The organism is Myxococcus sp. CA051A, from assembly GCF_013336705.1.
GTDB classification, from domain to species: Bacteria; Myxococcota; Myxococcia; order Myxococcales; family Myxococcaceae; genus Myxococcus; species Myxococcus llanfairpwllgwyngyllgogerychwyrndrobwllllantysiliogogogochensis.
Genome location: NZ_JABUMS010000001.1, coordinates 1,041,253 through 1,066,492 on the forward strand (window position 1 = coordinate 1,041,253; position 25,240 = coordinate 1,066,492).

Consider the following 25,240-nt stretch of genomic DNA (forward strand, 5'->3'; position numbering starts at 1 on the left):
TATCAGGCTCTCGCGGATACGCGCGAGGTGGGTCTCAAGGAGAGCCCGAGGCACAGGGGGCAAGCGTGGCTTAACAATGTACGTATGTCTGCCACAACCCCTCCTGCACCTCTGGATGGCGCCTCACCGGACGGTGGGGCGTCGTCGACCGGGCACAAGGTATTGGGGGCTCCCGTTGGTGTCAACGCGAGATCTAGTGCCTGAGTAGGTCCGTCCTTTGCAATCTATGATCGATCTCCAACGCCCCACGTCACGTTCTGCTCACAACACTGCGTGACAGAATGGACGACACTCCGTACGTGGGGGCTGGAATCGAACCTGGGAGGATGGACGAGCCGGACCCTGCTCAGGGAGTCGTGCCCGAATCCATCCCCGAATCCACCGGGGGCGTCGGCGTGGCACCCTCCGTGGGGGCCTCCGGTGAGGTCGGTGTAGGGGCAGGTGGGGGCGACTGGACGGGGGGCGCGGGAGGCGTCTCCTGAGGTCCACTCAAGGTGTGGACGGCGCGGCGGAGGGCCTCCTCGAGCTCGCGGGCGGGGGGCGAGACGGTGGAGAGCATCTGGTTAGCGCTGCGCGCGTGGCGGCTCTGGCTCTCCGCGGCGAGCTTGAGCTGGACCAGGGCGTCGCTGACCAGCCTCCGGGCATCCTCGAGCTTCTGGCGGGCCTGGAAGTAGGCCACCTCGGTCATGAGCTTCTGGAGGGTGAGGCGCTGCTCCTCGGTGACTCCGGCGAGCTTCTCCGCGCGGCGCAGGTAGTACAGGCCCTGCTCCACCTTGGGGGGCTCCTCGGAGGCGATGCGGGGACGGGCCATGGACTCCAGGAGGGGGAACAGGGCCCGGTCCAGCTCGTCACGCTCGGTGAAGCTGCGCAGGATGAGGGAGCCGACGTCCTGGCCCTCCAGGGGGATGGGGGCGTAGGCGTCCGCCAGCCGGGGGTCTCCGGGCCGGTAGGGGACGGCGCCCATGGGGGCCATGCGGCCCTTCATCACCACGAGCTGGCCGTCCACGGGGGCCAGGGTGAAGGTGCGCGAGTTGAGCTGGGACAGGAGGAAGACGACTCCGCCGCCCAGTCCGAGAATGAGGAAGAAGACGAGCAGCCTGATGAAGGTCCGCCGTGCCCGATAGCCAAAGCCCTGCTGTGCCGATCCGTTCATGTCGCCTGCTCTCCTGACGTCCGGGCGCCGGGCTGATTTCGGTCCCTGGCGCTTTCCTTGGGGCGCGGAGGCCCACGGCTATACTCCCACCCCCGAACACACCCATGCATCACACATTCCGTCGCATGGGGCCCAGTGAACTGCTGCCCCGCTACATTTTCGCCGAGAGCCTCTTCGCGCGCCGCCGCGTTCTGGAGGTCGACGCGGTGGCCTCCACCGGTGGAGAGAGCGCGCGTTTCCTGCTGGAGCGGGGAGCGCGGGCTGTCGTCGCCTGTGACGAGGACCTCAAGGCGGTCCAGGCCGCGCAGAAGGCGCACGGTGGGCCCACGCTGCGTTTCCGCGCCAACATCTACGACGACTTCGAGCCGGGAAGCTTCGATGTCGTGCTCGTGGCGGACCTGGCGCCGTACGTCCGGGCCCCGGAGCTGCTGGCGGAGCTGGCGCGGCTGGTCGCGAAGCAGGGCTTCCTGGTGGGAGGGCTGCGCAACGTCGCGGGGCTCGCGCTGCCGCAGCTCATGGAGGCGGAGGAGGGTGGCGCGCCGCCCACGTATGGGCTGCTGCTGGATGCGCTCAACGTGCACTTCCCGCACGTGGAGGTGGCCACGCAGTCGCCGGTGCTGGGCTACCAGCTCGCCTTCGAGCGTGGCGAGGGGCTCCAGGTGGACGGCTCGCTCGTGCAGAACGGCGAGGCGGCGTACTTCCTGGTCGTCGCCGGACAGGAGCCCTCGCGTTCGGTGGACCCCACGTGGGTGCAGCTGCCGCCGGAGCCGCTCGCCTTCACCCGGGGCAAGCTGGACGAAGTCGTGGCGCGCGCGAAGTCCTGGGAGGAGCGCAGCACGCGGCTGAAGGAATCGCTGACGCGGCTGCGCACGGAGCTGACGGACCGGGAGGCGGAGGTCGCCGCGCTCAAGCCCGTGTTGGAGGTGACTCGGGACGAGGTGGCGCGGCTCACCGCGCAGCTCGAGCAGGCGCGGGGCACGCCGGAATCGCAGCGCGAGCGCGACGACCTGACGGGACGGCTGCGACGGCGTGAGCTGGAGCTCCAGGTCGCGCACGAGCGGCTGGGAGATGCGGACCGCCGGTTGACGGCGCAGCGCCTGGAGGTCGAGGCCGCGCAGCGCGTGCAGGCGGAGGCCGGAGTCCAGGTGCTCGCGGGCCAGGAGACGCTCCGGCTGGAGCGTGCGCGCCGCGAGGAGCTGGCCACGTCCCTGGAGGAAGCCCGGGAACGGCTGACGCAAACCTATACCCAGGTGCGCGAGCTGCAAGATGAGTTGACCACGCTGCGCATCGACCGGGAGAAGGACCGGTTGTTGGCGGAGCGCGCCGGGGAGCAGTCCGAGGACCGGCGTCGCGCGGCGGATGCGGCCCGCGAGCGGGAGCTGCGCATCGCCGAGCAGTACTCGGCGGCCCTGGCGGCGGTGGAGCATCTGAAGGGCGGGACGACGCGCGCGGAGGAGTTCGCGCGTGAGGCCGCGGCGGCCCTGTCCCTGAAGGAAGCGGAGCTGGCGCGCGCGGCTCGCGAGCTGACGGAGGCGTCCCTGCGAGTGGCGTCGGCCGAGGGTGCTCGACGCGACGCGGAGGAACAGCTGGCGGCGCTCCAGGCCGAGGGACGCGGTCAGGAGACGGAGCTGGTCGCCGCGCGTGAGCGTGAAGCTCGGTTGCGGAGCGAACTGGAGGCGCTCACCGAAGGTGAGGCGTCCGCTCGCGCCACCGCGCGGAAGCTGGAGGAGTCACTCCACGAGGCCAGCCAGCGCATCACGGAGCTGGAGGCGGAACGTGCTCGCGTCGAAGCGGGGCTGACGGGGGCTCTGGAGACAGAGCGCTCCGGGCTCCAGTCCCGGCTGACGGCGCTCGAGGGCGTGCTCGCGTCGGAGCGTGTGCGGGCGGAGGCGCTCGCGGAGGAGGCTCGCACCGAGGCCGCCATTCGCGCGGAGACGGAGGCGCGCAAGCTCGAGTTGGAGGAGGAGCGTCAGGCGCTGGTCCGGCGCGTGGTGGAGCTGGAGGCGGAGGTCTCCACGCTGAGTCGCTCCCGTCGAGAGGAGTCGGCGCGCGCGGAGGAACTGGAACTCACGCTCCAGTCCGTGCAGTCGGACCTGGAGACGGCGCATCAGGAGCGGGACTCCACGGCGGCCCTGGCCTCTCGCGTGGGCGGAGAGCTGGACCAGGAGCGGGAGTCGCGCGCCGCTGTCGAGGATGCTCTGCGGATATCGCGGGGCAAGCTGGAGAGCGCGGCTCAGCGGCTCGTCGATGCCGAGGCCATGCTGGCGCGGACTCGCGAGGCGGTGGACGCGGAGGTGGCGCGCCGTGCCGCGCTGGAGACTTCGCTGGCGGAGGTCCAGGCCACGCTGGAGGCCGAGCGCGATGGTCGCGTGAAGTCGGGCTCCGCGCTGGAGACCCTGCGCGCGGAGCTGGAGACGGAGCAGGCGCGTCGGGAGTCCACGGAGTCGGCGCTCGCGGAGGCCCAGTCGGGACTGGCCGAGGCACGACAGGCGCTCACCCAGTCGAAGGAGGCACTGGACGCGGAGACGGAGCGACGTGCTCGCTGGGAAGCGGTGCTCGCGGACGTGCAGGTCCAGCTCCAGGAGGAACTCCAGCGACGCACGCGCGCCGAGGAGGCGCTGGCGGAGGCGCGAGGACAGCTTCATGGCGAAGGTCAGCAGCGGACCCATGTCGAAGGCACCCTGGCTGAAGCCCAGGCTCGCCTCCAGGCCGAGGCCGAGCGGCGGGGCCGCGCAGAAGCGACGCTGACGGAGGCGCAGGAGCGCTTCGAGGTTGCACTGGCCACTGCCCAGGCCCGTATCCAGGAAGAGACCGAGGCGAAGGCGCGCGTCGAAGCGACGCTGGCTGAAGCCGAGGCTCGCATCCAGCAAGAGGCCGAGGCGAAGGCTCGCGTCGAGAAGGCATTGGCGGAGGTCCAGGCTCGGAGCGCGTCTGAGGCCGAGGCGAGGGCGCGTCTCGAGTCGGCGCTGGCCGAGGCCCAGGCTCGGAGCGAGTCTGAAGCCGAGGTGAAGGCGCGTGTCGAGTCGGCATGGGCCGAGGCCCAGGCTCGGAACGAGTCGGAAGCCGAGGCGAGGGAGCGTGTCGAGTCTGCGCTGGCCGAGGCGCAAGCCCGGAGCGAGTCGGAGACCGAAGCGAGGGCGCGTCTCGAGACGGCGCTGGTCGAGGCCCAGGGACTCCTCCAGGAAGAGACCCAGGCACGGGCGCGCGTCGAGACGGCGCTGACCGAGGCTCGGAGCCGTGGTCACGAGGACGGCGAGGAGAAGGCTCGCGTCGAGACGGCGCTGGCCGAGGCCCGGACCCAGCTTCAGCGTGAGGCCGAACAGCGGTCTGTCGCCGACGCGGCAGTGGCCGAGGCCGAGGCACGCCTGTTGGCGGAGACCGAGGCGAAGGCGCGTGTCGAAGCCGCACTGAGCGAGGCTCGAGCACGCCTCGCGGAAATCGAGGCGCTGCGGACACTCGCCGATGAGGCACTGTCGGAGACCCAGCTTCGACTCCAGTCGGAATCGGAGCACCGCGCGAGGACTGACGCAGCCCTGGCGGAGGCCTGCGAGGCGCTGGCCACGGAGCGCGAGTCCTGGGGGCAGGGTGAGGTTCAGGCCCAGGCCTCGTTGGCGGAAGCACGCCAGTCCCTCGCTTCCGAGCGTGCGGCGCGTGAAGCACTGGCCGCGGAGCTGACCGACGCCCGAGCGCGAGTCTCCGACGCGGACGAGGTCGTCACCCGACTCCAGTCGGAGCTTGTCTCGGAGCGCGACGGTCGGGCTCGAGTCGAGACCTCGCTGACGGCGGAGCGAGAGGCGCTGAGTGCGGCTCGCGCGGAGCTGGAGACCGAACGTCAGGAACGCAGCGATGGCCAGGCCGGGCTCGCACGTGTTCATGAGCGATTGGAGGGAGAGCAGCGCGCGCGTGCCGAGGTCGAAGCCTCGTTGGCTCAGACCCGAGACGCGCTGGCGACGGAACAGCAGGGCGCGGAAGCGGCTCGTGCCGAGCTGGCCCGTGAGCGCGAGGCCCTGGCGCAGGTGCGTGCCGAGCTGGCGGCCCGAGAGCAGGCCCTGACAGAAGTGCGCGAGACCTCCGAGTCCCGCGAGCAGGCGCTGCGCGCCAGCGTGGAGCGACTGGAGGGAGAACGCGCCCAGGCCGAGGACTCGGCGCGGGAGCTGAAGTCGACCCTGGATGCGCGGCTGTCCGAAGCGGAGTCCATGGGGGCGAGACTGGCGTCCGTGGAGCAGTCGCTGAGCGAGGCGGAGTCGGCGAAGCGCACGGTGGACGCGACACTCTCCGAGCGGGAGTGGGCCCTGCAAGAGCTCCAGGCCCAGGCCACTCGACTCACCGAGACCGCCACGGCGCGCGAGGTGGAGTTGGGTGAGCTTCGCGAACAGCTTGGGGCGCTAGAGGCCACGGAGACCGCGCTGGAGGCCACGCGCCAGGAAGTGCTGGACCTGCGAGGCGAGCTGACCCATCTGATGGCGGCGCGGCAGGAAGTGATGCGCCTGGGGATGGAACTCCAGCGCGCCATGGCCGCGCTGCACGACCGGGGAATGCACCTCTCCCGGCTCGACGCGGAGCTGGTGGACGCACGGGAACGGCTGGTTGCCCAGCGCGAGAACGCCGAGCTGCTCATGGTGCAGCTCGAGACGGCGCGGCGCTTCGCGGGGAAGGCCACCGCGATGGAGAACTCGCTCGAAAGCGAGCGCGCTTCGCTGGAGAGCACGCGCGCCGATTTGGAGGCCGCGCGGTCGGAGCTGGCGCGAGTCACCGAGTCGGCGCGGGCCGAACAGGAGCGGTCCACGACCCTGGATGCGCGACTGACGGAGGCCACCGAAGCACTGGGACAGGCCCGGGCGGACTGGGAGGTCCGGCTCGCCGACTTCACCGCGCAGCTTGAACTTCAGCGCTCGGAGCTGGAGTCCAATCGCGCGGAGAAGTCCGAGCTGGAAGCTCGCCTCTCGGAGACCCTGTCGCAGTTGGAGGCGCAGCGGTCGGCGCTGGTCGCGCTGGAGGCCCGGCTCACCGAGTCGGACTCGCTGCTCCAGGCACACCGTGCGGACCAGTCCGCGCTGGAAGCCAGGCTCACGGAGTTCAGCACCCGGCTCGAGGCGCAGCGTGTCGAGCGTGCGGACCTGGAGTCGAAGCTCACGGAGACGGTGGCGCAGCTCGAGGCCCAGCACTCCGTGCGCACGGACCTGGAGTCGAAGCTCACCGAGAGCGTGTCGCGACTCGACGCACAGCGCGCCGAACATGCGGACCTGGAATCGAAGCTCACGGAGACGGTGGCCCTGCTGGACGCTCAGCGCACGGACAGCGCCGACCTGGAGTCGCGGCTCGCGGACTCGGTGGCCCTGCTCGACGCCGAGCGCACGGACAAGACCGAGCTGGAGTCTCGGCTCACCGACGCCGAGGCACGCCGCTCCGAGCTGGAAGCCCAGTTCTCCGACCTCCAGGCTCGCGCTCAATCCATGCGCGAGGAGCACGGCGCCAGGCTCGTCGAGGCCACCACGGACTTCGAGGCCCGGCGCACCGAACTCGAAGCCCGCCTGTCCCACCTGGAATCCTCCACGACGGAGAGCGCCACCGCGCTCCAGTCCTTGCAGGACCGCCTGACTCGCGCCGAGTCGGAGCGTGAGCGACTCCAGTCGGACCTGACCGTCGCTCGGGCCGCCCGGGTCCGGCTGGAAGGCCGCATCACCGCCCTGGAGACAGCTTCCACGGATGCGGTGCGCCTGCTCGACACCGAGCGCGCCGAGCGCACCCGCGTCTCCGAGTCGTTGGAAGAAGCCCGACGCCAGCTCGCGCAGCGTGACGGCACCACGTCCGACCGTCTCACCACGCTGCGGACCGAGCTGACGCGCCTCCAGGAGCAGGCGCAGGCCCTGACGACGGAGAAGCAGGACCTCCTGAAGGATCGCTTCGAGCGGGAGCGCCTGGAGCCGCTCGTGAAGGAGCAGCAGGCCCGACTCACCGCCCTGGAGGCCGAGCGCAACGAACTGCTCAAGGCCACCGAGGAGCTCAAGGCCGCCTCGCAGACGGACGCCGTCCTGGAGATGGCCGCGGAGATGGAGCAGCTCCAGTCGGAGGTCGACTCGCTCCAGGAGAAGCTCCAGGCCCAGGAGACGGAGCTGGGCACCCTGCGCCGTCAGGTGGCCCGCGCCGGGGCCAACCCCGTTCAGGACATCTACGAGCGCGCCAACGCGGAGCTCAACGCGGTGAAGAGCGAGCTGTCCCGGCGCACGGGCGTGGCGCTGACCCCGCCCGGTGGCACGCCCGTCCGGGCCCCCACCATCCCTCAGGCCAAGCCCCCGCGCACCGCCGTGCCCGCGCTCGACATGCCCGACCCGCCCCCTCCGACGAAGAAGGCGGACGAGCGCGAGTGACGTTCCACGGCTAGGATTGCCACCGTGGACGTTCGCGAGCGCATCTTCAAGTACCAGGGGCTGGGCAACGACTTCGTGGTCCTGGACCGTCGCCGGTCCGGCGTGGACATCGACGCGGAGACCTCGCGTTGGATGTGCGACCGCCGGCTCGGCATCGGCGCCGACGGAGTCCTCGCGCTGCTCCCCTCCGAGCACGGCCTGGCCCGGATGGTCGTCCACAACGCCGATGGCAGCATCGCGGAGATGTGCGGCAACGGCCTGCGCTGCGCGGTGAAGTACCTGGTCGACCAGTCCGGGGACAATCCGGGCCGCATCGACGTGGAGACAGGCGCCGGAGTGCTCACCTGCATGCCCGGCTACGGTGACGGCGGGGTGGTCGCGGTGGACATTTCCATGGGGCCAGCACGGCTCGTGGCCCCCAACCTTCCGTCGGGTGTCACCGGGCGTGCGTTCCTGGACACGCCGCTGCCGGGGCACCCCGAGCTTCGCGCGTCCGCGGTGAGCATGGGCAATCCCCACCTGGTCCTCCTGGACCAGCCGTTGGAGGACGCGCCTCGACTGGGGCCGGTGCTGGAGCGGCACCCCGACTTCCAGGACCGTACCAACGTCGAGTTCGTCCGGGTGGAGGAGGACGGCCTCACCGTCGTCGTGTGGGAGCGGGGCTGTGGGCTGACCCAGGCGTGTGGCACGGGAGCCTGTGCCTCGGCGGTGGCGGCGGTGCTGGCGGGGCGGTTGCCCTCGGACACCTGGCTGCGCGTCACCCTTCCGGGAGGCAACCTGCGCATCCGCGTGCCCGCCGACCTGTCCGACATCCGCCTCCGTGGACCTGTCGCCTTCGTCTTCGAGGGCGTTGTCGCGCTTGCTGGGGGCCGGTAACCTCCGACCTCCCCCTTCGCACCCGGGTCAGACAGCGCGTGGCCGGTCCCATTCTCGTCGTCGACGACGACCTGTTCTTCCGCCAGCTCGCCAGCGACATGCTGTCCCGTCATGGGCACCGCGTAGTCTCTGTGGAGAACGGCACGCTGGCGCTCGAGGAGGCGGCTCGCACGCCCTTCGACCTGGTCATCACCGACGTGGTGATGCCGGGCGTCGACGGCTTCGCACTCACCGCGCGCCTTCGCGAGAGAGACCCGGACCAGGAGGTCATCCTGGTCAGCCATCGCACCGACGTGAAGGGCTCGGAGATGGCCCTGCGCTCGGGCGCGGCGGACTGTCTGGCCAAGCCCGTGGAGGAGGCGGACCTGGTGCTCGCGGTGGACCGCGCCCTGGAGCGCGCCGCCCTGCGCCGCGAGCGCACCCAGCTGCGCGACGAGAACATCGAGTTCGCCCGCTTCCACAACCTGCACCAGCGCTGCCTGGAACTCATCTCCCAGTCTGATTTGGAGTGGCTCCAGGAGCGCATCATCTCGGAGCTGTCCGCGGTGTGCGACGCGCAGAGCGCCGCGCTGTGGGTGCTGGACGACCGGGGAGACCTGGTGCTGCGTGCGTACCGGGGGCTGCTCGACAAGCAGTTCCTCGCGGAGAAGATGAGCCCGGAAGGGCCGCTGGCGGGGCGCCTGCGGGACGCGCAGCCGTGGTTCGCGCGGGATGAGCGCTCCGCGGTGCTGTACGTGCCGCTGATGGTCTCCGGCGAAATCGTCGGCCTCGCGCAGCTGTCGGACCCGCTGGCCGGTGACTTCCGCGCCGAGCATTCGAGGGACGCCCGCGTGCTCGCGGACTTCGCCGCCGTGGGCGTGAAGAACGGCCGGCGGATGATGGCGCTCCAGCGCCTGGGCCTGAGAGACCGCGAGACGGCGGCCTACAACCTCAGCTACTTCACCGACTACGCGTCGAAGGAAATCTACAAGGCGCGGCGGTATGGGCGGACGTTCTCGCTGCTGACCTTCTCCATCGACAACCTGCCGCTGGTGCGCGTGCGCCAGGGCGCGGCGGACGCGAAGAAGGCGGTGCGCGGCATCATCCGCGCGCTGAGCAAGATCATCCGCGACTCGGACGTCATCGCGAAGGCGAGCGACCAGGAGTTCTATCTCCTGTTGCCGGAGACGGACTTCTTCGGCGCGATGATGTTCGTGCGTCGCGCGGTGGCGGCGGTGCGCGAGGAGCCTGAAGTCCAGGACGTGGAGTCCCGCCTGCCGCTGGCCCTCGTGGGCGGAGCCAGCACCTTCCCCAAGGACGGGGAGGACTTCGACGAGCTGGTGCACCGCTGCCGTCGCCGCATGGACGAGCGCCGCGCGTCGCTCCAGCGGCGGCTGATGCTGGACGGGCTGCCGTTCTGGGACGAGGTGGACCTGCTCTTGGGCACGCCCAACAGTCCCAGACTGCCCGTGGACGAGCGCGCCGAGCCGAGCCGCCGGGGCAAGGTCGCGGATGTCCTCTTCGACGAACTCCAGGCGGAAATCGCGCGCGAGCTCACCCGAGACCCGGGCACGCGCGGCCTCCTGTACGTGGGCGGGCCGGAGATTCGCGCGGACCTGCCCATCGCGGCCGGGCTGGAGTCGGCGCCGCCGGACCTGTCCTCTCGCATCTACCTGCTGGGGCGCCGGGTGGACCTCGAGTCGCATCCCGCGCTGACGCCCGTGTTCCTGGAGGGCGACGAGCGCGTGTCCCGGCATGAGTTCATCCTCTGGCTGTCGGAGAGCGCGGCCTACGCGCTCATCCAGCGGCGGGGGCGGGGCGCGACGTGGGGCTTCCACACCTCGGACACCGCCGTGGTGGACGGGCTCATCTCCAAGCTGCAGGCCGAATACGACCTGCAGCCCTACTGACACGAAGCGGAGCGACCCATGGCCCAGGTCCGGAAGATCCTCATCGCCGACCCCGACCTTGAGTCCGTGCGCGCGCTGTCCCGCGAGCTGCGCACCAAGGGCTATCAGGTTCACTACGCGCCGGATGGCTCCCGGGCGCTGGAGGTGGCGGTGCTGCGCCACCCGGACCTCACGCTGTTCGATGAGAACTGCCGGCTGCTGGAGGCGCGCACCTTCATCCAGATTCTGCGCACCAACCCGCGCACCGAGGACATCCCGGTGGTGCTCACCACGTCGAGCTTCGACGGGGACCGGTATCGCGGCCTGCGGGATGGCTACCTGCGCAAGCCCTTCAACCTGGACGAAGTGCTCAGCCGCATCGAGCACATCTTCCGGCGCAACGAGGCGGCCAAGGACCTCAAGGTCGAGCAGCAGGAAATCGAAGGCTCCCTCAGCCAGCTCAGCATCCCGGACCTGATGCAGTTGCTCGGGATGAACCGGCGCAGCGGGAAGCTCTCGCTGGAGCGGGGCAACGAGCGCGGCGAAATCCACGTGGTGGAGGGCCGCCCGGTGAATTCGAAGCTGGGGCGGGTGGAAGGTGAGAAGGCGCTGTTCCGCCTGCTGGCCTGGGGCGATGGGACCTTCACGTTCTCCCCAGGCGCCAGCGCGGCGAAGGCTCGCATCAACCGCGCCATGGACGACGCGCTGCTGGAAGGCATGCGCCAGTCGGACGAGGTGAATCGCCTGATGCCGGGCCTGCCGCCGCGCCACACGCGGCTGATGCTGGCGCCGGACGTGGAGCTGCAACAGGACCAGCACCCGGTGACGGCGCAGGTGGTGGACCTGCTGCGCCAGCCGCGCGCGCTGGGCGAGGTGCTGGACCTGGCGCCCGCCACGGACCTGGAAGTGCTGGGGGTGCTGTCCACCCTGATGCAGCGGGGCGTGGCGAGGCCGGCGGACGTACACGGCATGGACGCGAACGCCAACGAGCTGCTGGGCGCCGCGGAGGTGCATGCCCTGCGAGGCCGCATCCTCCGGACGAAGGCTCCGTCGAGGGTGGCGACCGCCAAGATTTTCGTCTGCGGCAGCGGCTCGTCGGCGGCGCGGCGGGTGATGGCCCGCGTGCCGGGCCTGGAGGCCTTGTCGGCGGAGCCCACGGCCGTGAAGAGCGGCTTCGGGACACTGGGGCGACTGGTGCTCAGCGAGGTGCTGCGGCTGGACTTCTGCACGCTGCCTCCGGCCGAGGCGGCACGGCCCCTGTGGCGCCCCTTCAGCGCGGGCGCGGTGGGCGCGTTGCTGCTGGACGTGTCGGAGCCGGCGGTGGGACTGGCGCACTATCTGGCGTGGGAGGCGCGGATGCCGATTGTCGTCGTGGGCGCGGAGGTGCCCGCGGCGCTCCAGGGCGCCCCCGCCGGGGCACTGAGCGTGGTGGACGACCTGGGCGAGGCGCTGAGGTCGCTGCTCGTGCAGGCCCTCAACCCCGCGCCCATGCTGCCCGGCGTGCCCCAGGTGCAGCGGGCCAGCGCCTTTGTCGCGTAGTCGCTGCTAGGCGGCGGGCGCGGCGGGCCTGGCCTCGATGCCGAGCGCCTCGTTCGCGAAGCGGTACATCCGGGCCCGGAGTTGGTCCAGCGCCGCGAGGGTGTTTCGGCCGCCGCGGTTGGCCTCGTCCTCCAGCTTGTCCTTGCAGCGCAGGTCGACGCAGAGGCTGATGCCCACGCGGCGCTTGCTGTTCACGTCGGTGGTGAGCAGGTCCACCGCGTGCGACGAGCCGTAGTTGTGGCACCACTCGCACATGCGGGCGACATCGAGACCTCCTCCGGTATCGCGCCGGAAGATGATGCCGATGGGCTGGTGGCTGCCGGGCGCGGAGAAGACCAGGTACACGCGCGCGCCGGACGTCTCCGTCCAGGCCAGGTAGTCACGAACGAACAAGGGGAAGATGAGACCCGGCGGCATTTCCATGACGCGGCGGTCTCTCGGACGAAAGGACTGGATGAGGTCCCGGTCGGTTTCGAATCGGAACACGGCTGCTCCTTGGAGAACGTCTCGACCTAACAGCCAGCGGCCCCCGATTCTACCCAAACCCACCAGGAAGCCAGGCCCCTCGTCCCCTGGTTGCCAGGGGAGAAGGGGCCCCATCCCACGCGACTGTGCATGCCATTGCACACGGCGAGTCGCGTCATCTGGGTCCATTCGCACGTCGTTTCAACGGCTGACCCGCGCGTGACATGGCGATGGGAGAACCATGGCGCTTCATCCGGCGCAGGGCCGGACACACCCCACCTCGTAGGAGCCCCTCTCAATGGAACGAGTCGCACCGCCGTCGAGCAAGGAGCTCATTGCCCGGACACGTCCCTTCGCCGTGCAGGATGTGGCGCGTTCGGGTTGGAACCTGGCGGCCACCTATGCCGCGCTCGCCGCGGCCGTGACGCTGGCGGTGGCCGCGCCCTGGTGGCCCCTGCGCGTCGTGGGCGGCGTGCTGGAGGCGCTCGTCCTCATCCGCGCGTTCATCCTCTTCCATGACGCCATGCACGGGGCGCTGCTGCCCTCGTCGCGCTGGGCGAAGGTCCTCTTCCAGGTGCAGGGCATCCTGACGCTCACGCCCGCGCGCATCTGGAACGACACGCACAACCACCACCACGCGAACACGGCGCGCATCGCCGCGGACTCCGCGGGCACGTTCGCGACGTGGACCACCGAGCAGTGGCGCAAGGCGTCCGGCTGGCAGCGGCTGGGCTATGCGGTGGAGCGCCACCCGGTGACCATCCTGTTCGGCTACGTCACCGCGTTCCTCATCAGCCTGTGCCTGGTGCCCTTCGTGAAGGACCCGAAGCGCTACTGGACCTCCGGGCTCGCGCTCGGCGTACACGTGGCCCTGTCCGTGGCGCTCTGGGTCTTCTTCGGCCCCGCCGTGTACCTGTTCGCCTTCGTGGGCCCGCTGCTCCTCGCCTACGCGCTGGGCACGTACCTGTTCTATTCGCAGCACAACTTCGACGAGGTCCGCATCCTACCGGAGGGGCAGTGGACCCACGCGGATGCCGCGCTGGAGGCCTCCAGCTACCTGCGCTGCGGCAAGGTGATGGCGTGGTTCACCGGCAACATCGGCTACCACCACGTGCACCACCTGAACCCGCGCATCCCGTTCTATCGACTCCCGGAGGCGATGGCCGCCATCCCCGAGCTGCAGAACCCCCACGTCACGACGCTGAGCCCGCGCGACATCGTCCATTGCCTGCGGCTGAACCTGTGGGAGCCGTCACTCGGGCGGATGGTGCGCTACCGCGACGCCAACGTCCGCGCCTGGGCGGCGCGGGCCGACGTGCCTCCCCGGAGCGCGGTCTCCTCCGAGGGGCACGCGGTGTCGTGACGGCTCAGTTGTTGAGCATGGGCTGACCCTGGTGCGCCACCAGCAGGTCATGCATGTCGTTGGCGTGCTCCTCTTCCTTGGCGAGGATGTCCTCGAGGAGCCGCCGCGTGGTGGGGTCCTTGTCCGAGAAGTAGCGAATCAGGTCGCGGTACGTCTCGATGGCGATGCGCTCCGCGACCAGATTCTCTCGAATCATGTCCACCAGGTTCTGCCCCTCGACGTACTGACTGGAGCTGCGTGACAGCAGGCCGTCGGGGTTGAAGTCCGGGCGCCCCCCGAGCTGGTTGATGCGCTCGGCGAGCCGCAGCGCGTGCTCCTGCTCCTCGCGCGCGTGCTCCCCGAACTCCTCCTTCACCGCCTCGCTGTGGATGCCCATCGCGGACACGTAGTGGTACGTGTAGCGCAGCACGCAGACGATTTCCGTGGCGAGCGCGTCGTTGAGCAGCTTGAGCGTCGTGTTCACATCGCCCTCGTAGTTCTCGGTGAGGGCGCCTTCCTCCAGGTGCTCACGGGCTCGACGGCGGATCTCCTGGAGGTCGCTGACGAAGGGCTGCGTCTCGGGCATGTCCTGGTCTCCTTTCGGCGAATGCGTGACAGGAAGCTGGGACCTCGGGGGCGGGGTCGACCACCCTCGCTCATGACGTCCCGGGCCTGCCCGTCCCGCCCCCCGGAAGGAGCTTTCTGTTCGCCGTGGCGCGGCGTGCCCGCTACCGCGCCGCCGAGTGTGGCCCCGCGATGGGAGGCTGCCCCGTGGGCGGTGCTATCGGGCCCGTGTGGGGCACGGGGGCTCCGGTGGCGCTCGCCACCTCGTCGGGCTCGGGGCCCACGTTCCACTGGCCCGTCCGCCCTGTCACCCGCGCGCCCACCGGCTGGGTCTTCGCCACCAGCGCGGCCTCCTGGTCCGGTGGAACCAGGTAGCGGCTGACATCGGGTTGCACCAGGTCGCTCGTGGCGACGAAGGTCCAGGGGCGGCGGACGTTCATGCCTGGCAGGGGCATGGGCTGCCAACCGGCGAGGCCCTCCCCCCAGCGCCAGTCCACCCAGGAAGGGGCCCACTCGTCGTCGGGCCACCAGACCCAGCCCTCCGAGGGAGCGACGAACCACCTGCCGTAATGGAAGGGCGCCCAGCCCCAGTCCCAGTCGCTCTGGAACGTCCAACCCCAGTCGCTGAACACCCACTGGCCGGAGGTGGCGTAGGGCACGAAGTCCAGGCCCACGAGCTTCGCGTCGGGGCGCCACACCCAGCCCACCTCGGGGAGCTGGAGCCACTCGCCATGCGGCGCCATCACATCGCGGAAGATGGAGATGTTGCTGCCCAGCGTCGTGGACGTCGACTTCAACTGGGGACCGAACTCCTCGGGCCCCATCGCGCAGCCGAGCCCCGCCAGCAGCGCGCCCGCGCTCACGCCACCCAGGCGCAGCCAGCGCCAGGTTTCATTCCAGGTGCGCATCGTCGGCCCTCCGTGATGGATATCCGTCACGCCTCAGGATGTGCCTTCTCCTTGAACGCAGAGACCCTCGGGGGCGATGCCTGGAATGCTCGGCTGCCCAGCGCGCGCCGGCCCCCTGGTTGACTTCCTGTCACCCGGGCGAGGCAGACTGCCCTCCGTGCGCGTGAACAAGCTCCTCCTCTCCGTCGTGCTGCTGACCCCAGCGGTGGCCCTGGCGGGCATGCCCAGCTTCTTGTTCACGGAGATCGCCGAGCAGCGCTTGGAGGCCATCTCCTTCTTCATCGCCGTCTTCCTGCTCGTGTCGCTGGGCGTCTGGGGCTTGTGGAACTGGCTGCGACGGGATGTGCCCCGGTTGCCGAGGCTGAGCTACAGGGCCTCGCTCGCGCTGGTGTTCCTGGTCGGGCTGGGCCTTCAGCTCGTCCTGTCGATGATTGCCGGTGGCCGCGAGCTGATGACCCCGGGCGCCTGGGAGAAGAAGGGCGCGACCTACCAGGTCATCCCCGCGCCACCCCCCTCGGACGCGGACCTGCTGGTCCAGGCGCGGCGTCAGCGTCTGGATGAGCTGCGCGTGGCGCTGTGGGCCTATGCCGCCGAACATGGGCGCGACTTTCCGAAGAGCGACCTGGGCACCGAGCTTCCCGCGGCGCGCTGGAAGGTGCTTGGGGACTCCGGCCTGCACTTCATCTACATCGGAGGGCAGAAGGCGGACGCGCCCGCGACGCCCCTGGCGTACGAGCCGGGCATCTTCGGCCGTGAGCGCTGGGTGCTCTTCACCGACGGCGACCTTCGGCGCCTCCCCGTCGAGGACATCCATCGCTCGTTCGTGGCGGAGGGCGCGCCGTGAAGTCGAAAAAGGGCGTGACCTTCCTGGGCGTCATCTTCGTGATGATGATCTTCCTGTGCATGGGGCAGGTCTGGGTCATGAAGGTGCCCTTTCTGCTCGCCTTCGGCTGGCTGTCCTTCCTCCAGCAGGTGTTGCCGGAGGTGACGTTCCGCTGGGGCGCCATCGCCGAGTTCCTGCTCGTGGCGGCGGTGCTCGCCGCGGGCTCGCATCTGTTCCTCCGGTGGTTGTGGCGTCAGCTCCACGCCGAGGCGCCAGAGGCCTCCGTGTGGCGCCCGCGCTGGAGCGTGTCGCTGCTGCTGCTCGGGGTGTTGCTCTTCGCCGCGACGATGGCCTCGGTGGGAATCGGACATCACGTGGGCTGGCTGATGTCGGGGCGCGCGCGCCTGGTGCGCAGCTCGTGGCCAGGGATTGAACCGGAGGGCACGCGGACCGCGCGCTGGCTCTGTGAAGAGGCCCGGGACCAGCTCAAGGCGGGGACACCGGACGGGCAGCTCACCCGGAAGCTGCTCGCAGACCCCTCTCTTCGCCCCATCGTGGAAGCGCAGTACGTGGTTCCGCACGTGAGCCCCGAGGGAAAGCCGGTCATCGTGGTGTTCGCGCGGGACCCACTCGTTCGCGAGCGGGATGGCGGCGTGCGCTGTGGTCCGGCATCGTTTGGCGTCGAGTCGCTCGATGCGAAGGTCCTGGCGCAGTGGCTCGCCGAACCACGCGCCGTCGCGAGCCCTACTCCCTGACGCTCGAAGTGCTTCAAGTGAAGCCGCGCGCGGAGGCCTCGTCGCGGGGGTGCTAGGCTCGCACTCCCCGTGCGGGCCTTGAAATGAAGCCCGACGGGTCACCTGGAGGAGCCGCTCATGTCTTCGCGTCGCTTGTCGCATCCCTGGAGCCTTGCCGTGGTGCTCGCCTTCGCGCTGGCCGCGCCGCCCGCGCTGGCGGAGTTGGTCGAGGAGGAGCTGGTCTCTCGCGAGGGCTCCAGCTCACAGGCTTCGTTGCTCACCTGTGGGCCGGCTCGGTGTGGCGGAGACTGGAACTGCGAGGCGAACTGCCCCGAGGCGGCGACCGCCGTCTGCGTCGACTTCTACTGCGTGTACACGTACCCGGATCCAGGCGGTGGTGGCGGTGGCGGTGGCCCGGGCTCGCAGTGCACGGGTTACCGCTGCGGCGGCGACTGGAACTGCGTCTGCGAGGGGCTGCAAGGCACCTGCGGCGCGAATGGCATGTGCGTTTTCTGAGTGGAAGCCCGGCGGTGAGCACTTGGCAGTCCGCGCGTCGTGACTAGTTTCCCGCGCACAAATGCGACGCCGGGGCGAAAGCCCGGGCGTCGTCACGCGAGGAGCTGACGGTGCAGGCGAAGATGCTGCTGGCCCTGGTGGTGGGTTCCCTGACGTTCGGAGTGGGCTGCCACCGCAACACCCGTGAGAGCGCGAAGGATGATGCGGAGCGCGCCGCGGACAAGACCGAGGACACCGCCGAGAAGGTGGGCGACAAGGTCGAGGACGCCGCCGAGGAGGCGGGCGACAAGATTGAAGACGCCACCGACAAGTAGCTCGGAGGTGTAGGCCCCTGGCCTTCCCGGACGCCGCACCGCGTTGGTTCAGCAGTCGCGTTTCGGGAAGGCCGTGGGTTGCCGTCAGCGTGGGGACTGGCTGAATAATCAGCCCCATGGGAACGCTCACGCTCAGCGCCTCCGCGCACCTGTGGGAGCAGTTTCTCGTCGGCGCGCTCGACGAGGACGTGGCCTCGGTTCCAGAGGCACCGCCGATACTCTCCCGCTGGCAACGCTCACGCGCGCTCGGCGCTCCGAGCACGGGCCTGCCCGACGAGGGGCCCAGTGTCGCCGGCGTCGCGCTCATCGAGCGGCGAGCCCGCCTGGAGCCGGTGTGGCACGAGGTCCGTGACATCCTGGACGTGCTCGCCGCCGCGCCCATGCCGTCAGGGCGGGTGGCGCTGCTCGCGGACCGGGAGGGCGTCATCCTCGCGACGCGCAGCTCGGGGGGCGACTTCAGGGACCACGCCGACTACGTGCGACTGGTGGCCGGGGCCTGTTGGGACGAGGTGTCGCGAGGCACCAATGCGATTGGCACCGCGCTGGTGGAGTCCTCGGCCGTGGCGGTGGTGGGGCCCGCGCACTATGCGCAGCGGCACCATGGGCTGGTCTGTTACGCCGCGCCGGTGAGAGACCCGTTCGGCGAAGTCGTCGGCGTGCTGGACGTCACCGGGCCCGCGAGTGGCGCGGACCCGCTGGTGCTGGTGGCGGTGGCGAGCATCGCTCACTCGGCGGAGGCGCGACTGCGCGAGGTGGCGTGGGCGCGTGTGGCGGCGGCCGCGCGAGGGGAAGTGGATGCCCACCTGTCGCGCGAGGACGGCCCGGTGCTGCTCATCGAGCCGCCGGGTCGCGTGCGGCGTCTCAATGGCGCGGCGCGCTCGCTGCTCGGCCTGGAGTCATCCCCGGGGGACGTGTCGCCGACTCGGATGCTCGGCTTGTCCTGGCGGGCGTTGAAGGACGCGGCGTTGAGAGGCCACGCGCTGGAGGCGCGTCATCAGGCCTCGGGTGCGACGTGGCGGGTCCACGCGGAAGCGGTGGGGGAGGGGGACTCGGCGCTCGCGGTGCTGGTGCGGCTGGAGCCTCGTGCGACGCGCGTCACGGCGCGGATGCCGCCCGAGGTGGCCGAGAGCGGGCCCGATGGAGGGGCCTGGGCCGCGCTGAAGGGGAGTGACCCGGAGCACCGCGCGACGCTGCGAGAGGCCGCGCGCTTCGCTCCCACGACGCTGCCGGTGTTGCTGCTCTCGGAGACGGGTACGGGCAAGGAGTTGCTCGCGCGCGCGGTGCATGCCGCGAGCGCGGTGGCCTCCGGACCCTTCGTCGCCGTCAACTGTGGCGCGCTCTCCGCTTCGTTGCTGGAGAGCGAGCTGTTCGGTCATGCGCCGGGAGCCTTCACGGGGGCTCGCGCGGGTGGGGCCGAAGGCAAGCTGGCGGCTGCGGATGGAGGCACGCTCTTCCTCGATGAGCTCGCGGAGATGCCCGCGGCGCTGCAGGTGACGCTGTTGCGTGTGCTGGAGGATGGCGGGTACTCGCGTGTCGGCGAGTCGCGCGTGCGGCACTCGCGCTTCCGACTCATCGGCGCCACGTGTCGGGACCTCGAAGCGGCCGTGAGCGCGGGCACCTTCCGGAGCGACCTCTACTATCGCCTCCAAGGCGCGGTCCTTCGCTTGCCGCCGCTGCGCGAGCGGGTGGACCTGCCGGAGCTGGCCCGGTCGTTGTTGAGTGGGCTGTCCGTCGAAGGAGGCCATCCCGCGAGCACGCTGTCCGCAGAGGCGCTGGCTCGTCTGCGGGCACACGCCTGGCCGGGCAACGTGCGGGAGCTGAAGACGGTGCTCCGCATGGCCCTGGTCCGAGCAGGAGGAGCGCCCGTGGTGAACGCGGCCGCGCTTCCGCCCGAGCTGGGGCGAGCACCCGCGCACGTGCCACCCGTGTCCCCGCCACCCGTCGAGCCCGTGGCCTCCCCGGGCCTCAGGGAGCTGGAGGCCCACGCGATTCTCGACGCGCTGTCTCGCAGTGGTGGGAACGTGGCCCGCGCGGCGCGGCTGCTGGGGATTGCTCGCAGCACGCTGTACCGGATGGTGGAGCGCTTCGGGTTGGTGCTCCCTCCGCGCTCGTGATGCGAGCTTTCCCGTAGGCGCGCCGTGGGTCCGCGAGGGGACGGTGGCTCGTCCTCATCGGAACATTCCATCCGTGCGGTGGCACACCCGCGCGCGACACTGTCGCGAGGTGCTCCACGCGGAGCGGACAGAGGTGTCGCATCGCGGGACACGACGCGCCGCGACGTCGGTGGTGCGGGGCGTGGCATGCGCGCTGCTCTGGGGGGCACGGCTTCCACCCGCAGCCCCACCCGCAAGGAGAGCGTTCATGATCTACGCCGCCCCCAATCAGCCTGGCTCGAAGGTGAAGTTCAAGGCCCGCTATCAGAACTTCATCGGCGGTCGCTGGGTCGAGCCGAAGCGCGGGCAGTACTTCGAGAACATCTCGCCCGTGACGGGGCAGGTCTTCTGCGAGATTCCTCGCTCCACCGCGGAGGACATCGACCTGGCGCTGGATGCGGCGCACGCGGCGCGCGTCTCGTGGGGCCGCACGTCACCCACCGCGCGCTCGAACATCCTGCTGAAGATCGCCGACCGCATGGAGCAGAATCTGGAGATGCTCGCGGTGGCGGAGGCCTGGGACAACGGCAAGCCGGTCCGCGAGACGCTCGCGGCGGACCTGCCGCTGGCCATCGACCACTTCCGCTATTTCGCCGGCTGCATCCGCGCGCAGGAAGGCACGGTGGGCGAGTTGGACCACGACACCGTCGCGTATCACTTCCACGAGCCCCTGGGCGTGGTGGGGCAGATCATCCCGTGGAACTTCCCCATCCTGATGGCGGTGTGGAAGGTGGCGCCGGCTCTGGCGGCGGGCAACTGCGTGGTGCTCAAGCCCGCGGAGCAGACGCCCGCGAGCATCCTCGTCCTGGCCGAACTCATCCAGGACCTGCTGCCCGAAGGTGTCCTCAACATCGTCAACGGCTTTGGCGTCGAGGCGGGCAAGCCGCTGGCGAGCAGCCCTCGCGTGGCGAAGATCGCCTTCACCGGTGAGACGACGACGGGCCGGCTCATCCTCCAGTACGCGAGTGAGAACCTCATCCCGGTGACGCTGGAATTGGGCGGCAAGAGCCCGAACATCTTCTTCGACGACGTCATGGCGCACGACGACGACTTCCTGGACAAGGCGATGGAGGGCTTCTCCATGTTCGCGCTGAACCAGGGTGAGGTCTGCACGTGTCCGTCGCGCGCGCTGGTGGGCGAGGGCATCTACGGCCAGTTCATCGAGCGGGCGCTGGAGCGCGTGAAGAAGGTCAGCCCGGGCAACCCGCTGGACACGGAGACGAAGCTGGGCGCGCAGGCGTCGAATGATCAGCTCGAGAAGATTCTCGGCTACATCGACATCGGCAAGAAGGAGGGCGCCAAGGTCCTCATGGGCGGCGAGCGCGTGAGTCTGCCGGGCGACCTCAAGGGCGGCTACTACGTGGCGCCCACGGTGTTCCAGGGCCACAACAAGATGCGCGTGTTCCAGGAGGAGATCTTCGGACCGGTGGTGAGCGTCACCACGTTCAAGGACTTCGACGACGCGATGCGCATCGCCAACGACACGCTGTATGGCCTGGGCGCCGGCGTGTGGACGCGTGACACGAACACCGCGTACCGCGCGGGCCGCACCATCGAGGCGGGCCGCGTGTGGACCAACTGCTACCACCTGTACCCGGCGCACGCGGCGTTCGGCGGCTACAAGCAGTCGGGCATCGGCCGCGAGACGCACCGGAAGATGCTGGACCACTACCAGCAGACGAAGAACCTGCTCGTCAGCTACAGCCCGAAGGCGATGGGGTTCTTCTGATGAGTGACACCCGTGCCGGGCCCGGCGCGGGTGGGCAGACGGAGCAGGAGGTGGCCCGGGTGGCGGTGACGCCCGAGGCCGCCGCCGTCATCCGCTCCCTGCGTGCCGCGAATGGTCCGCTGATGTTCCACCAGTCCGGCGGCTGCTGCGATGGCAGTGCCCCCATGTGTTATCCGGCGGGGGAGTTCCGTGTCGGTCAGCGGGATGTCTTCCTGGGCGACGTCGAGGGCTGCCCCGTCTACATCGGCGGCGCGCAGTTCGAGGTCTGGCAGCACACGCACCTGACGCTGGACGTGGTGCCTGGAAGGGGCGCGGGCTTCAGCCTGGAGTCGCCCCTGGGCGTGCGCTTCCTCACGCGCAGCCGTGTCTTCACGGATGAGGAATACGAGCGCATGAAAACCCAGCCACCGCCAAGGCGGGGACCACCGGAGTGAGCAAGGGTCCCGGGCTCGAAGTCGGGCCCGGGTCGCCCGCCACCCGACCGTAACTCTTCATGTTACGGCACGGCCAATGACAATCATCCCCTCAAATCAGACCCATGCGGTGTCATGAATACACCATTTACACTGCGTGAGAGTACTTATACAGAGTGCAGGCCCCAACACAGGGGCAACTCGAAATGAGGGGGAAGTCATGAAGCTGTTCAATACGTTTGGAGTTGTGGGAGTGGTGTCTCTGATGGCCGTTGGGTGCGGCGGGGAATACACGCCGGAAGAGGCCGCTCAGAGCCCGGAGATGGGTGAGGCGACGCAGGCCGTGGAGAGCGCGTTCATCGCTGGCGGTCAGACGCGTGACTTCTCGACCTGGCTGTTCGGTGTGACGCCGTTCTATGTCCGGAACATGTCCGCCACCCGCTCCACGCGCTTCAACGCGTACTGTGGCGCCAACAACATCTCCATCCTGCTGGCGCCGAATCAGGTCTATCCCACGAGCCTGAACTGCGCCTGGCCCGGCGCGCGCCTGTATGTCCAGAACCAGGGCCTCAGCCCGACCCTCGACCAGATCTACGTCGAGACGCACTGAGTCGCGGCAAAAGCGCGCTCTTTGAGGTCGTGCTTGGGGGAGTCTCCGCGAGGGGGCTCTCCGAGACGGCCCGCACGAAGCTGCTCCGCTGGGGCAAGTAGCCCCGAGGTGCGCGAGCGTCTCCGGGCCCGATACAGGGCCCGGAGACAGTCGTGCCCGGGGGAACCTCAGGAGGACTTGTACGCGTCCGCGATGCGCAGCAGGTCCACGATGGTGAAGTCGCCGCCCGTGCCGTAGGTGGGCTTCCAGCCCTTGTTGTGCAGGAAGGACTGGGGGTCGTTGATGAGCACGCTGAAGAACGTCTCGCCCACGATGCGACCGCCCACGGGCCCGAGGAAGCGGCCCTGGTTGGCGAGCTTCGCCTCCTTGAGGATGTAGTACCAGAGCGGCGCCAGCGTGCTCCCCCAGTTCGTCGGCAAGCCCAACTGGGAATTGGAGTACTGGGTCGTCCCCAGCGCCTTGGCGACCGTTTGTCCCGCCGGCAGGGTGAACTCATTCTGGCGCAGCAGGTTGCGGCCCGGCAGCGACAGGTAGAGCGGATCCGGCTTGCCCTGATACTGGGGATTGTCGAAGCCGGGGATGAGGGCCTGGGGCAGCTGAAGCAGCTCCGACGCCACCAGCGTGTCGAACAGCTTGGCGCCCTGGGGCGTGACGCGGGAGTCGGTGTCGAAGAAGTACTTCCAGTCCACGCGCTTCTCCGGGCTCAGGAACGTCCCGGGCTGGTGCAGGTCGAAAATCTGCGCGCCCTTGTAGTTGTCATTGACCTGGTAGAACTCGCGAATCGTCGCGTGGCCCATGCGGTAGGCGGCCGCAGAGAACTCGATGGGAATCGCCTGGAGGTTGGGCGGGAAGTACTGCGGGCCCTGACTCACCAGCTTCCCATACAGCTCATCCCCGACGAAGCGGCGCACGAAGTCGTGGTAGACAATCCACTGGTAATGCCAGCGCACGCGCTGCGACGCCTCGGTGAAGAGCGCCCCTCCGGAGAACTGGCTCGACAGGTCCTTGACCACCTGATTGTGGAACTTGATGACGGCCAGGTGGAGCTGGTCGACGAACATGTTGTCGTCATTGCGCGGGTCTCCGATGATGGCCGTGCCCTGTGAGTTGCGGAGCACGTCGCCGTCCGGATTGTCGGGCCGGCCGAACAGCAGCGTGGCGCCGTCCTTCTGGTCGAAGAGGAAGGCGTCCTGCACGGGCCCCCGGCCATAGATGTTGCCCAGGTCCAGGGTGGGGGTGATGGCATCCCGCGTCTGGTTGGGTTGGGTGTCCCGGCCATTGATGTTCGAATAGACGTCGAACGTCAGGTCGTGGTCCAGGAACTGGCCCAGGAACGTGTAGCCCGCGGGGATGGTGGGGTTGTCCTGGGGGAGGCCCCGGCCCTGGTTGGCCACATCCATGGGGCCTCCAGGCAGGGTGAGCGCCCGGAGGTCCTCCACGTTGAAGAGGGAAGGGCCCAGGTCCGGGAACATGCGGAAGAAGTCGGAGACGACGGGGCCGTTGTCTCCGCTCAGCGACTGCGCGGACTTGTTGGAGACGGCCGTGCCCACACCGCCGTGGGGGCGCACCAGGTTGCCGGAGGGCGTCTTGGACAGCATCGCGTTTCCCGCACCCCGGTGGAATGGACAGCCGCTCCCAGGCAGCGCGGTGTGGCCCGAGGGCCGGTTCTTGTCACTCATGATGGGTCTCCTCGTGAATGGGAAGCGCGGCCTATGACGTGATGGTGATGTACGGGTCCCACGAGTAGGTGCCCACCTTGTTGCCCTGGTTGTCCGTCACCTGGAGATAGAGCTGGTAGGTCACCCGCCCGCCGGGGAGCGTGGCGGTGGGCAGCATCGCGGTGGACTGGAAGAAGAAGTCCACGTAGGGCTGCACGTTGAAGCCGCTGCTCTGCCCGCCCGACACCTCGGGGACTGGCACCTTGATGTGGGACACCAGAGGCTGGGGCTGGGTGATGCACTGCGCGTTTCCGGAGACATTCATCTTGTAGAGCAGGGCGCTGTAGCGCGTGTTGAGCGTCAGCGACGCCAGCCGCCACCGGAGGTTGTCGTTGGTCTTCGCGGCGACCGTCAGCTCGGATATCGCCTCCGCCCCCACGGCCGAGTCCCGCCGGACGAGCATGTACACACAGTCCGCGATGGCCACCCCGGGGTTGTCGAGCGACGCGTTGGGGCCGTACTTGCCGATGACCTTGTCCACGTCCACCACGGTGAGCACATCGATGAAGCCGTTATCCTGTCCCATATCGCATCCAATCCTTTCGGAAGAAGAAGCCAGACACCATCGGCGAGCCCGCCGATGACTTCATGAGGTGATGGAGATCTGCGGATCCCACGAGAAGTAGCTCAGGATGTTCCCGTCGTTGTTCGCCAGGACGAACGAGAACTGGTACGAGACATTGGGCGGCGAGGGGTTCACCGCCGTCGCCTGGAAATAGGCGTCCGTATAGGTCTGCGTCTGGTTGATGGTCACCTGGAAGCCATTCACCGACGGGAGGGGCACCGTCACCGTGGGCTCGATGAGGCCGGGCTGGGTGATGAGCCCCACGCCCCGGAGGATGTTGCACTGGCTGAGCGCGACGCTGAAGCGCGTGTTCCCGGTCAGCGAGGTGATGCGCCAGCGGATGTTGTTGTTGGTGTTGAGGGTGATGACCAGGTCATCCGTCGCCTGTCCGGAGAGCACCTCGTCCTGGCGGACGAACATGTAGATGTAGGGCGTGCTCTCGCCCAGGGACACGGGCCTGTTGGCGTCCGTGCTGAACTTCCCCTGGTAGGCCTGGTAGATGCTCTCCGCATCCACGACGACGAGGACGTTGGCTGTATTTTCAGTATCCGGCATGGACCACTCCTGATTGAGGCGGGGTGA

The 25,240-nt window shown here is 69.4% G+C and carries 20 protein-coding genes; 13 read left to right on the forward strand and 7 right to left on the reverse strand.

Annotated elements, in window-relative coordinates; translation table 11 throughout:
• Positions 1 to 346: 346 nt before the first annotated feature.
• Positions 347 to 1,153, reverse strand: a complete 807-nt coding sequence (locus HUA74_RS04260; protein WP_174453488.1) for an IF-2 protein — start codon at positions 1,151 to 1,153, stop codon at positions 347 to 349.
• Positions 1,154 to 1,257: 104 nt separating this feature from the next.
• Here HUA74_RS04260 and HUA74_RS04265 point away from each other — a divergent pair, with 104 nt between their 5' ends.
• The 4 genes from HUA74_RS04265 to HUA74_RS04280 are packed head-to-tail and all read left to right on the forward strand — an operon-like array spanning position 1,258 to position 11,804.
• Entirely contained in the window at positions 1,258 to 7,521 is a 6,264-nt protein-coding gene (locus HUA74_RS04265) for a methyltransferase domain-containing protein (protein ID WP_174453489.1), read from the forward strand.
• Positions 7,522 to 7,545: 24 nt separating this feature from the next.
• Complete coding sequence (gene dapF, locus HUA74_RS04270; protein WP_174453490.1) at positions 7,546 to 8,397, forward strand: diaminopimelate epimerase; 852 nt, start codon at positions 7,546 to 7,548, stop codon at positions 8,395 to 8,397.
• A 38-nt stretch (positions 8,398 to 8,435) separates the two neighbouring features.
• The gene (locus tag HUA74_RS46775; protein WP_141645815.1) at positions 8,436 to 10,286 is read left to right on the forward strand and encodes a response regulator; all 1,851 of its coding nucleotides are present in this window, start codon (positions 8,436 to 8,438) and stop codon (positions 10,284 to 10,286) included.
• An 18-nt stretch (positions 10,287 to 10,304) separates the two neighbouring features.
• On the forward strand, positions 10,305 to 11,804 hold the full coding sequence (locus HUA74_RS04280) for a DUF4388 domain-containing protein (RefSeq protein ID WP_174453491.1): 1,500 nt from the start codon (positions 10,305 to 10,307) through the stop codon (positions 11,802 to 11,804).
• Between the two features lie 6 nt (positions 11,805 to 11,810).
• Here HUA74_RS04280 and HUA74_RS04285 read toward each other — a convergent pair whose 3' ends face one another.
• Complete coding sequence (locus tag HUA74_RS04285; protein WP_174453492.1) at positions 11,811 to 12,290, reverse strand: FBP domain-containing protein; 480 nt, start codon at positions 12,288 to 12,290, stop codon at positions 11,811 to 11,813.
• A gap of 277 nt (positions 12,291 to 12,567) precedes the next feature.
• Here HUA74_RS04285 and HUA74_RS04290 point away from each other — a divergent pair, with 277 nt between their 5' ends.
• Entirely contained in the window at positions 12,568 to 13,632 is a 1,065-nt protein-coding gene (locus HUA74_RS04290) for a fatty acid desaturase (protein WP_141645812.1), read from the forward strand.
• Between the two features lie 4 nt (positions 13,633 to 13,636).
• Here the strand turns inward: HUA74_RS04290 and HUA74_RS04295 are convergent, their stop codons facing one another.
• Positions 13,637 to 14,197, reverse strand: coding sequence for a bacterioferritin (locus HUA74_RS04295; protein ID WP_174453493.1), 561 nt, complete (start codon positions 14,195 to 14,197; stop codon positions 13,637 to 13,639).
• A 142-nt stretch (positions 14,198 to 14,339) separates the two neighbouring features.
• Positions 14,340 to 15,083 carry a DUF6600 domain-containing protein gene (locus HUA74_RS04300; RefSeq protein WP_141645810.1) on the reverse strand — a complete coding sequence of 248 codons (744 nt, stop codon included), beginning with the start codon at positions 15,081 to 15,083 and terminating at the stop codon, positions 14,340 to 14,342.
• A gap of 163 nt (positions 15,084 to 15,246) precedes the next feature.
• Here HUA74_RS04300 and HUA74_RS04305 point away from each other — a divergent pair, with 163 nt between their 5' ends.
• From HUA74_RS04305 to HUA74_RS04340, 8 genes are all read left to right on the forward strand, one after another.
• Complete coding sequence (locus tag HUA74_RS04305; protein WP_174453494.1) at positions 15,247 to 15,927, forward strand: hypothetical protein; 681 nt, start codon at positions 15,247 to 15,249, stop codon at positions 15,925 to 15,927.
• Positions 15,924 to 16,661 carry a hypothetical protein gene (locus tag HUA74_RS04310; protein ID WP_174453495.1) on the forward strand — a complete coding sequence of 246 codons (738 nt, stop codon included), beginning with the start codon at positions 15,924 to 15,926 and terminating at the stop codon, positions 16,659 to 16,661. Before HUA74_RS04305 ends, HUA74_RS04310 begins: the two co-directional genes overlap by 4 nt.
• A gap of 117 nt (positions 16,662 to 16,778) precedes the next feature.
• On the forward strand, positions 16,779 to 17,156 hold the full coding sequence (locus HUA74_RS04315; protein ID WP_174453496.1) for a hypothetical protein: 378 nt from the start codon (positions 16,779 to 16,781) through the stop codon (positions 17,154 to 17,156).
• A gap of 110 nt (positions 17,157 to 17,266) precedes the next feature.
• A complete protein-coding gene (locus HUA74_RS04320; RefSeq protein WP_141645806.1) occupies positions 17,267 to 17,470 on the forward strand; it encodes a YtxH domain-containing protein in 204 nt (67 codons plus the stop codon).
• A gap of 116 nt (positions 17,471 to 17,586) precedes the next feature.
• Complete coding sequence (locus HUA74_RS04325; protein WP_174453497.1) at positions 17,587 to 19,584, forward strand: sigma-54-dependent Fis family transcriptional regulator; 1,998 nt, start codon at positions 17,587 to 17,589, stop codon at positions 19,582 to 19,584.
• 247 nt (positions 19,585 to 19,831) lie between these two features.
• Positions 19,832 to 21,352 (forward strand): aldehyde dehydrogenase, encoded by a 1,521-nt coding sequence (gene adh, locus HUA74_RS04330; protein WP_141645804.1) that lies wholly within the window; start codon positions 19,832 to 19,834, stop codon positions 21,350 to 21,352.
• Positions 21,352 to 21,786, forward strand: coding sequence for a DUF779 domain-containing protein (locus HUA74_RS04335; RefSeq protein ID WP_141645803.1), 435 nt, complete (start codon positions 21,352 to 21,354; stop codon positions 21,784 to 21,786). Before adh ends, HUA74_RS04335 begins: the two co-directional genes overlap by 1 nt.
• A 244-nt stretch (positions 21,787 to 22,030) precedes the next feature.
• Positions 22,031 to 22,375 carry a hypothetical protein gene (locus tag HUA74_RS04340; RefSeq protein WP_254624879.1) on the forward strand — a complete coding sequence of 115 codons (345 nt, stop codon included), beginning with the start codon at positions 22,031 to 22,033 and terminating at the stop codon, positions 22,373 to 22,375.
• A gap of 167 nt (positions 22,376 to 22,542) precedes the next feature.
• On the opposite strand, the gene HUA74_RS04345 is transcribed toward HUA74_RS04340, so the two are convergent.
• From HUA74_RS04345 to HUA74_RS04355, 3 genes are read right to left on the reverse strand one after another with little or no spacing between them, the layout of a single operon-like run.
• Positions 22,543 to 24,054 (reverse strand): peroxidase family protein, encoded by a 1,512-nt coding sequence (locus HUA74_RS04345; RefSeq protein WP_174453499.1) that lies wholly within the window; start codon positions 24,052 to 24,054, stop codon positions 22,543 to 22,545.
• 31 nt (positions 24,055 to 24,085) lie between these two features.
• On the reverse strand, positions 24,086 to 24,619 hold the full coding sequence (locus HUA74_RS04350; protein WP_141645800.1) for an AidA/PixA family protein: 534 nt from the start codon (positions 24,617 to 24,619) through the stop codon (positions 24,086 to 24,088).
• Positions 24,620 to 24,679: 60 nt separating this feature from the next.
• Positions 24,680 to 25,213 (reverse strand): AidA/PixA family protein, encoded by a 534-nt coding sequence (locus tag HUA74_RS04355; RefSeq protein ID WP_174453500.1) that lies wholly within the window; start codon positions 25,211 to 25,213, stop codon positions 24,680 to 24,682.
• Positions 25,214 to 25,240 lie beyond the last annotated feature (27 nt).

Bases quoted from the DNA above. Each gene is read 5' to 3' on its own strand.
- HUA74_RS04335 (WP_141645803.1), top strand. From the start codon at position 21,352: ATGAGTGACACCCGTGCCGGGCCCGGCGCGGGTGGGCAGACGGAGCAG.
- HUA74_RS04300 (WP_141645810.1), bottom strand. From the start codon at position 15,083: ATGCGCACCTGGAATGAAACCTGGCGCTGGCTGCGCCTGGGTGGCGTG.
- HUA74_RS04260 (WP_174453488.1), bottom strand. From the start codon at position 1,153: ATGAACGGATCGGCACAGCAGGGCTTTGGCTATCGGGCACGGCGGACC.
- HUA74_RS04315 (WP_174453496.1), top strand. From the start codon at position 16,779: ATGTCTTCGCGTCGCTTGTCGCATCCCTGGAGCCTTGCCGTGGTGCTC.
- adh (WP_141645804.1), top strand. From the start codon at position 19,832: ATGATCTACGCCGCCCCCAATCAGCCTGGCTCGAAGGTGAAGTTCAAG.
- HUA74_RS04280 (WP_174453491.1), top strand. From the start codon at position 10,305: ATGGCCCAGGTCCGGAAGATCCTCATCGCCGACCCCGACCTTGAGTCC.
- HUA74_RS04340 (WP_254624879.1), top strand. From the start codon at position 22,031: ATGGCCGTTGGGTGCGGCGGGGAATACACGCCGGAAGAGGCCGCTCAG.
- HUA74_RS04295 (WP_174453493.1), bottom strand. From the start codon at position 14,197: ATGCCCGAGACGCAGCCCTTCGTCAGCGACCTCCAGGAGATCCGCCGT.
- HUA74_RS04345 (WP_174453499.1), bottom strand. From the start codon at position 24,054: ATGAGTGACAAGAACCGGCCCTCGGGCCACACCGCGCTGCCTGGGAGC.
- HUA74_RS04325 (WP_174453497.1), top strand. From the start codon at position 17,587: ATGGGAACGCTCACGCTCAGCGCCTCCGCGCACCTGTGGGAGCAGTTT.
- HUA74_RS04265 (WP_174453489.1), top strand. From the start codon at position 1,258: ATGCATCACACATTCCGTCGCATGGGGCCCAGTGAACTGCTGCCCCGC.
- HUA74_RS04350 (WP_141645800.1), bottom strand. From the start codon at position 24,619: ATGGGACAGGATAACGGCTTCATCGATGTGCTCACCGTGGTGGACGTG.
- HUA74_RS04290 (WP_141645812.1), top strand. From the start codon at position 12,568: ATGGAACGAGTCGCACCGCCGTCGAGCAAGGAGCTCATTGCCCGGACA.
- HUA74_RS04355 (WP_174453500.1), bottom strand. From the start codon at position 25,213: ATGCCGGATACTGAAAATACAGCCAACGTCCTCGTCGTCGTGGATGCG.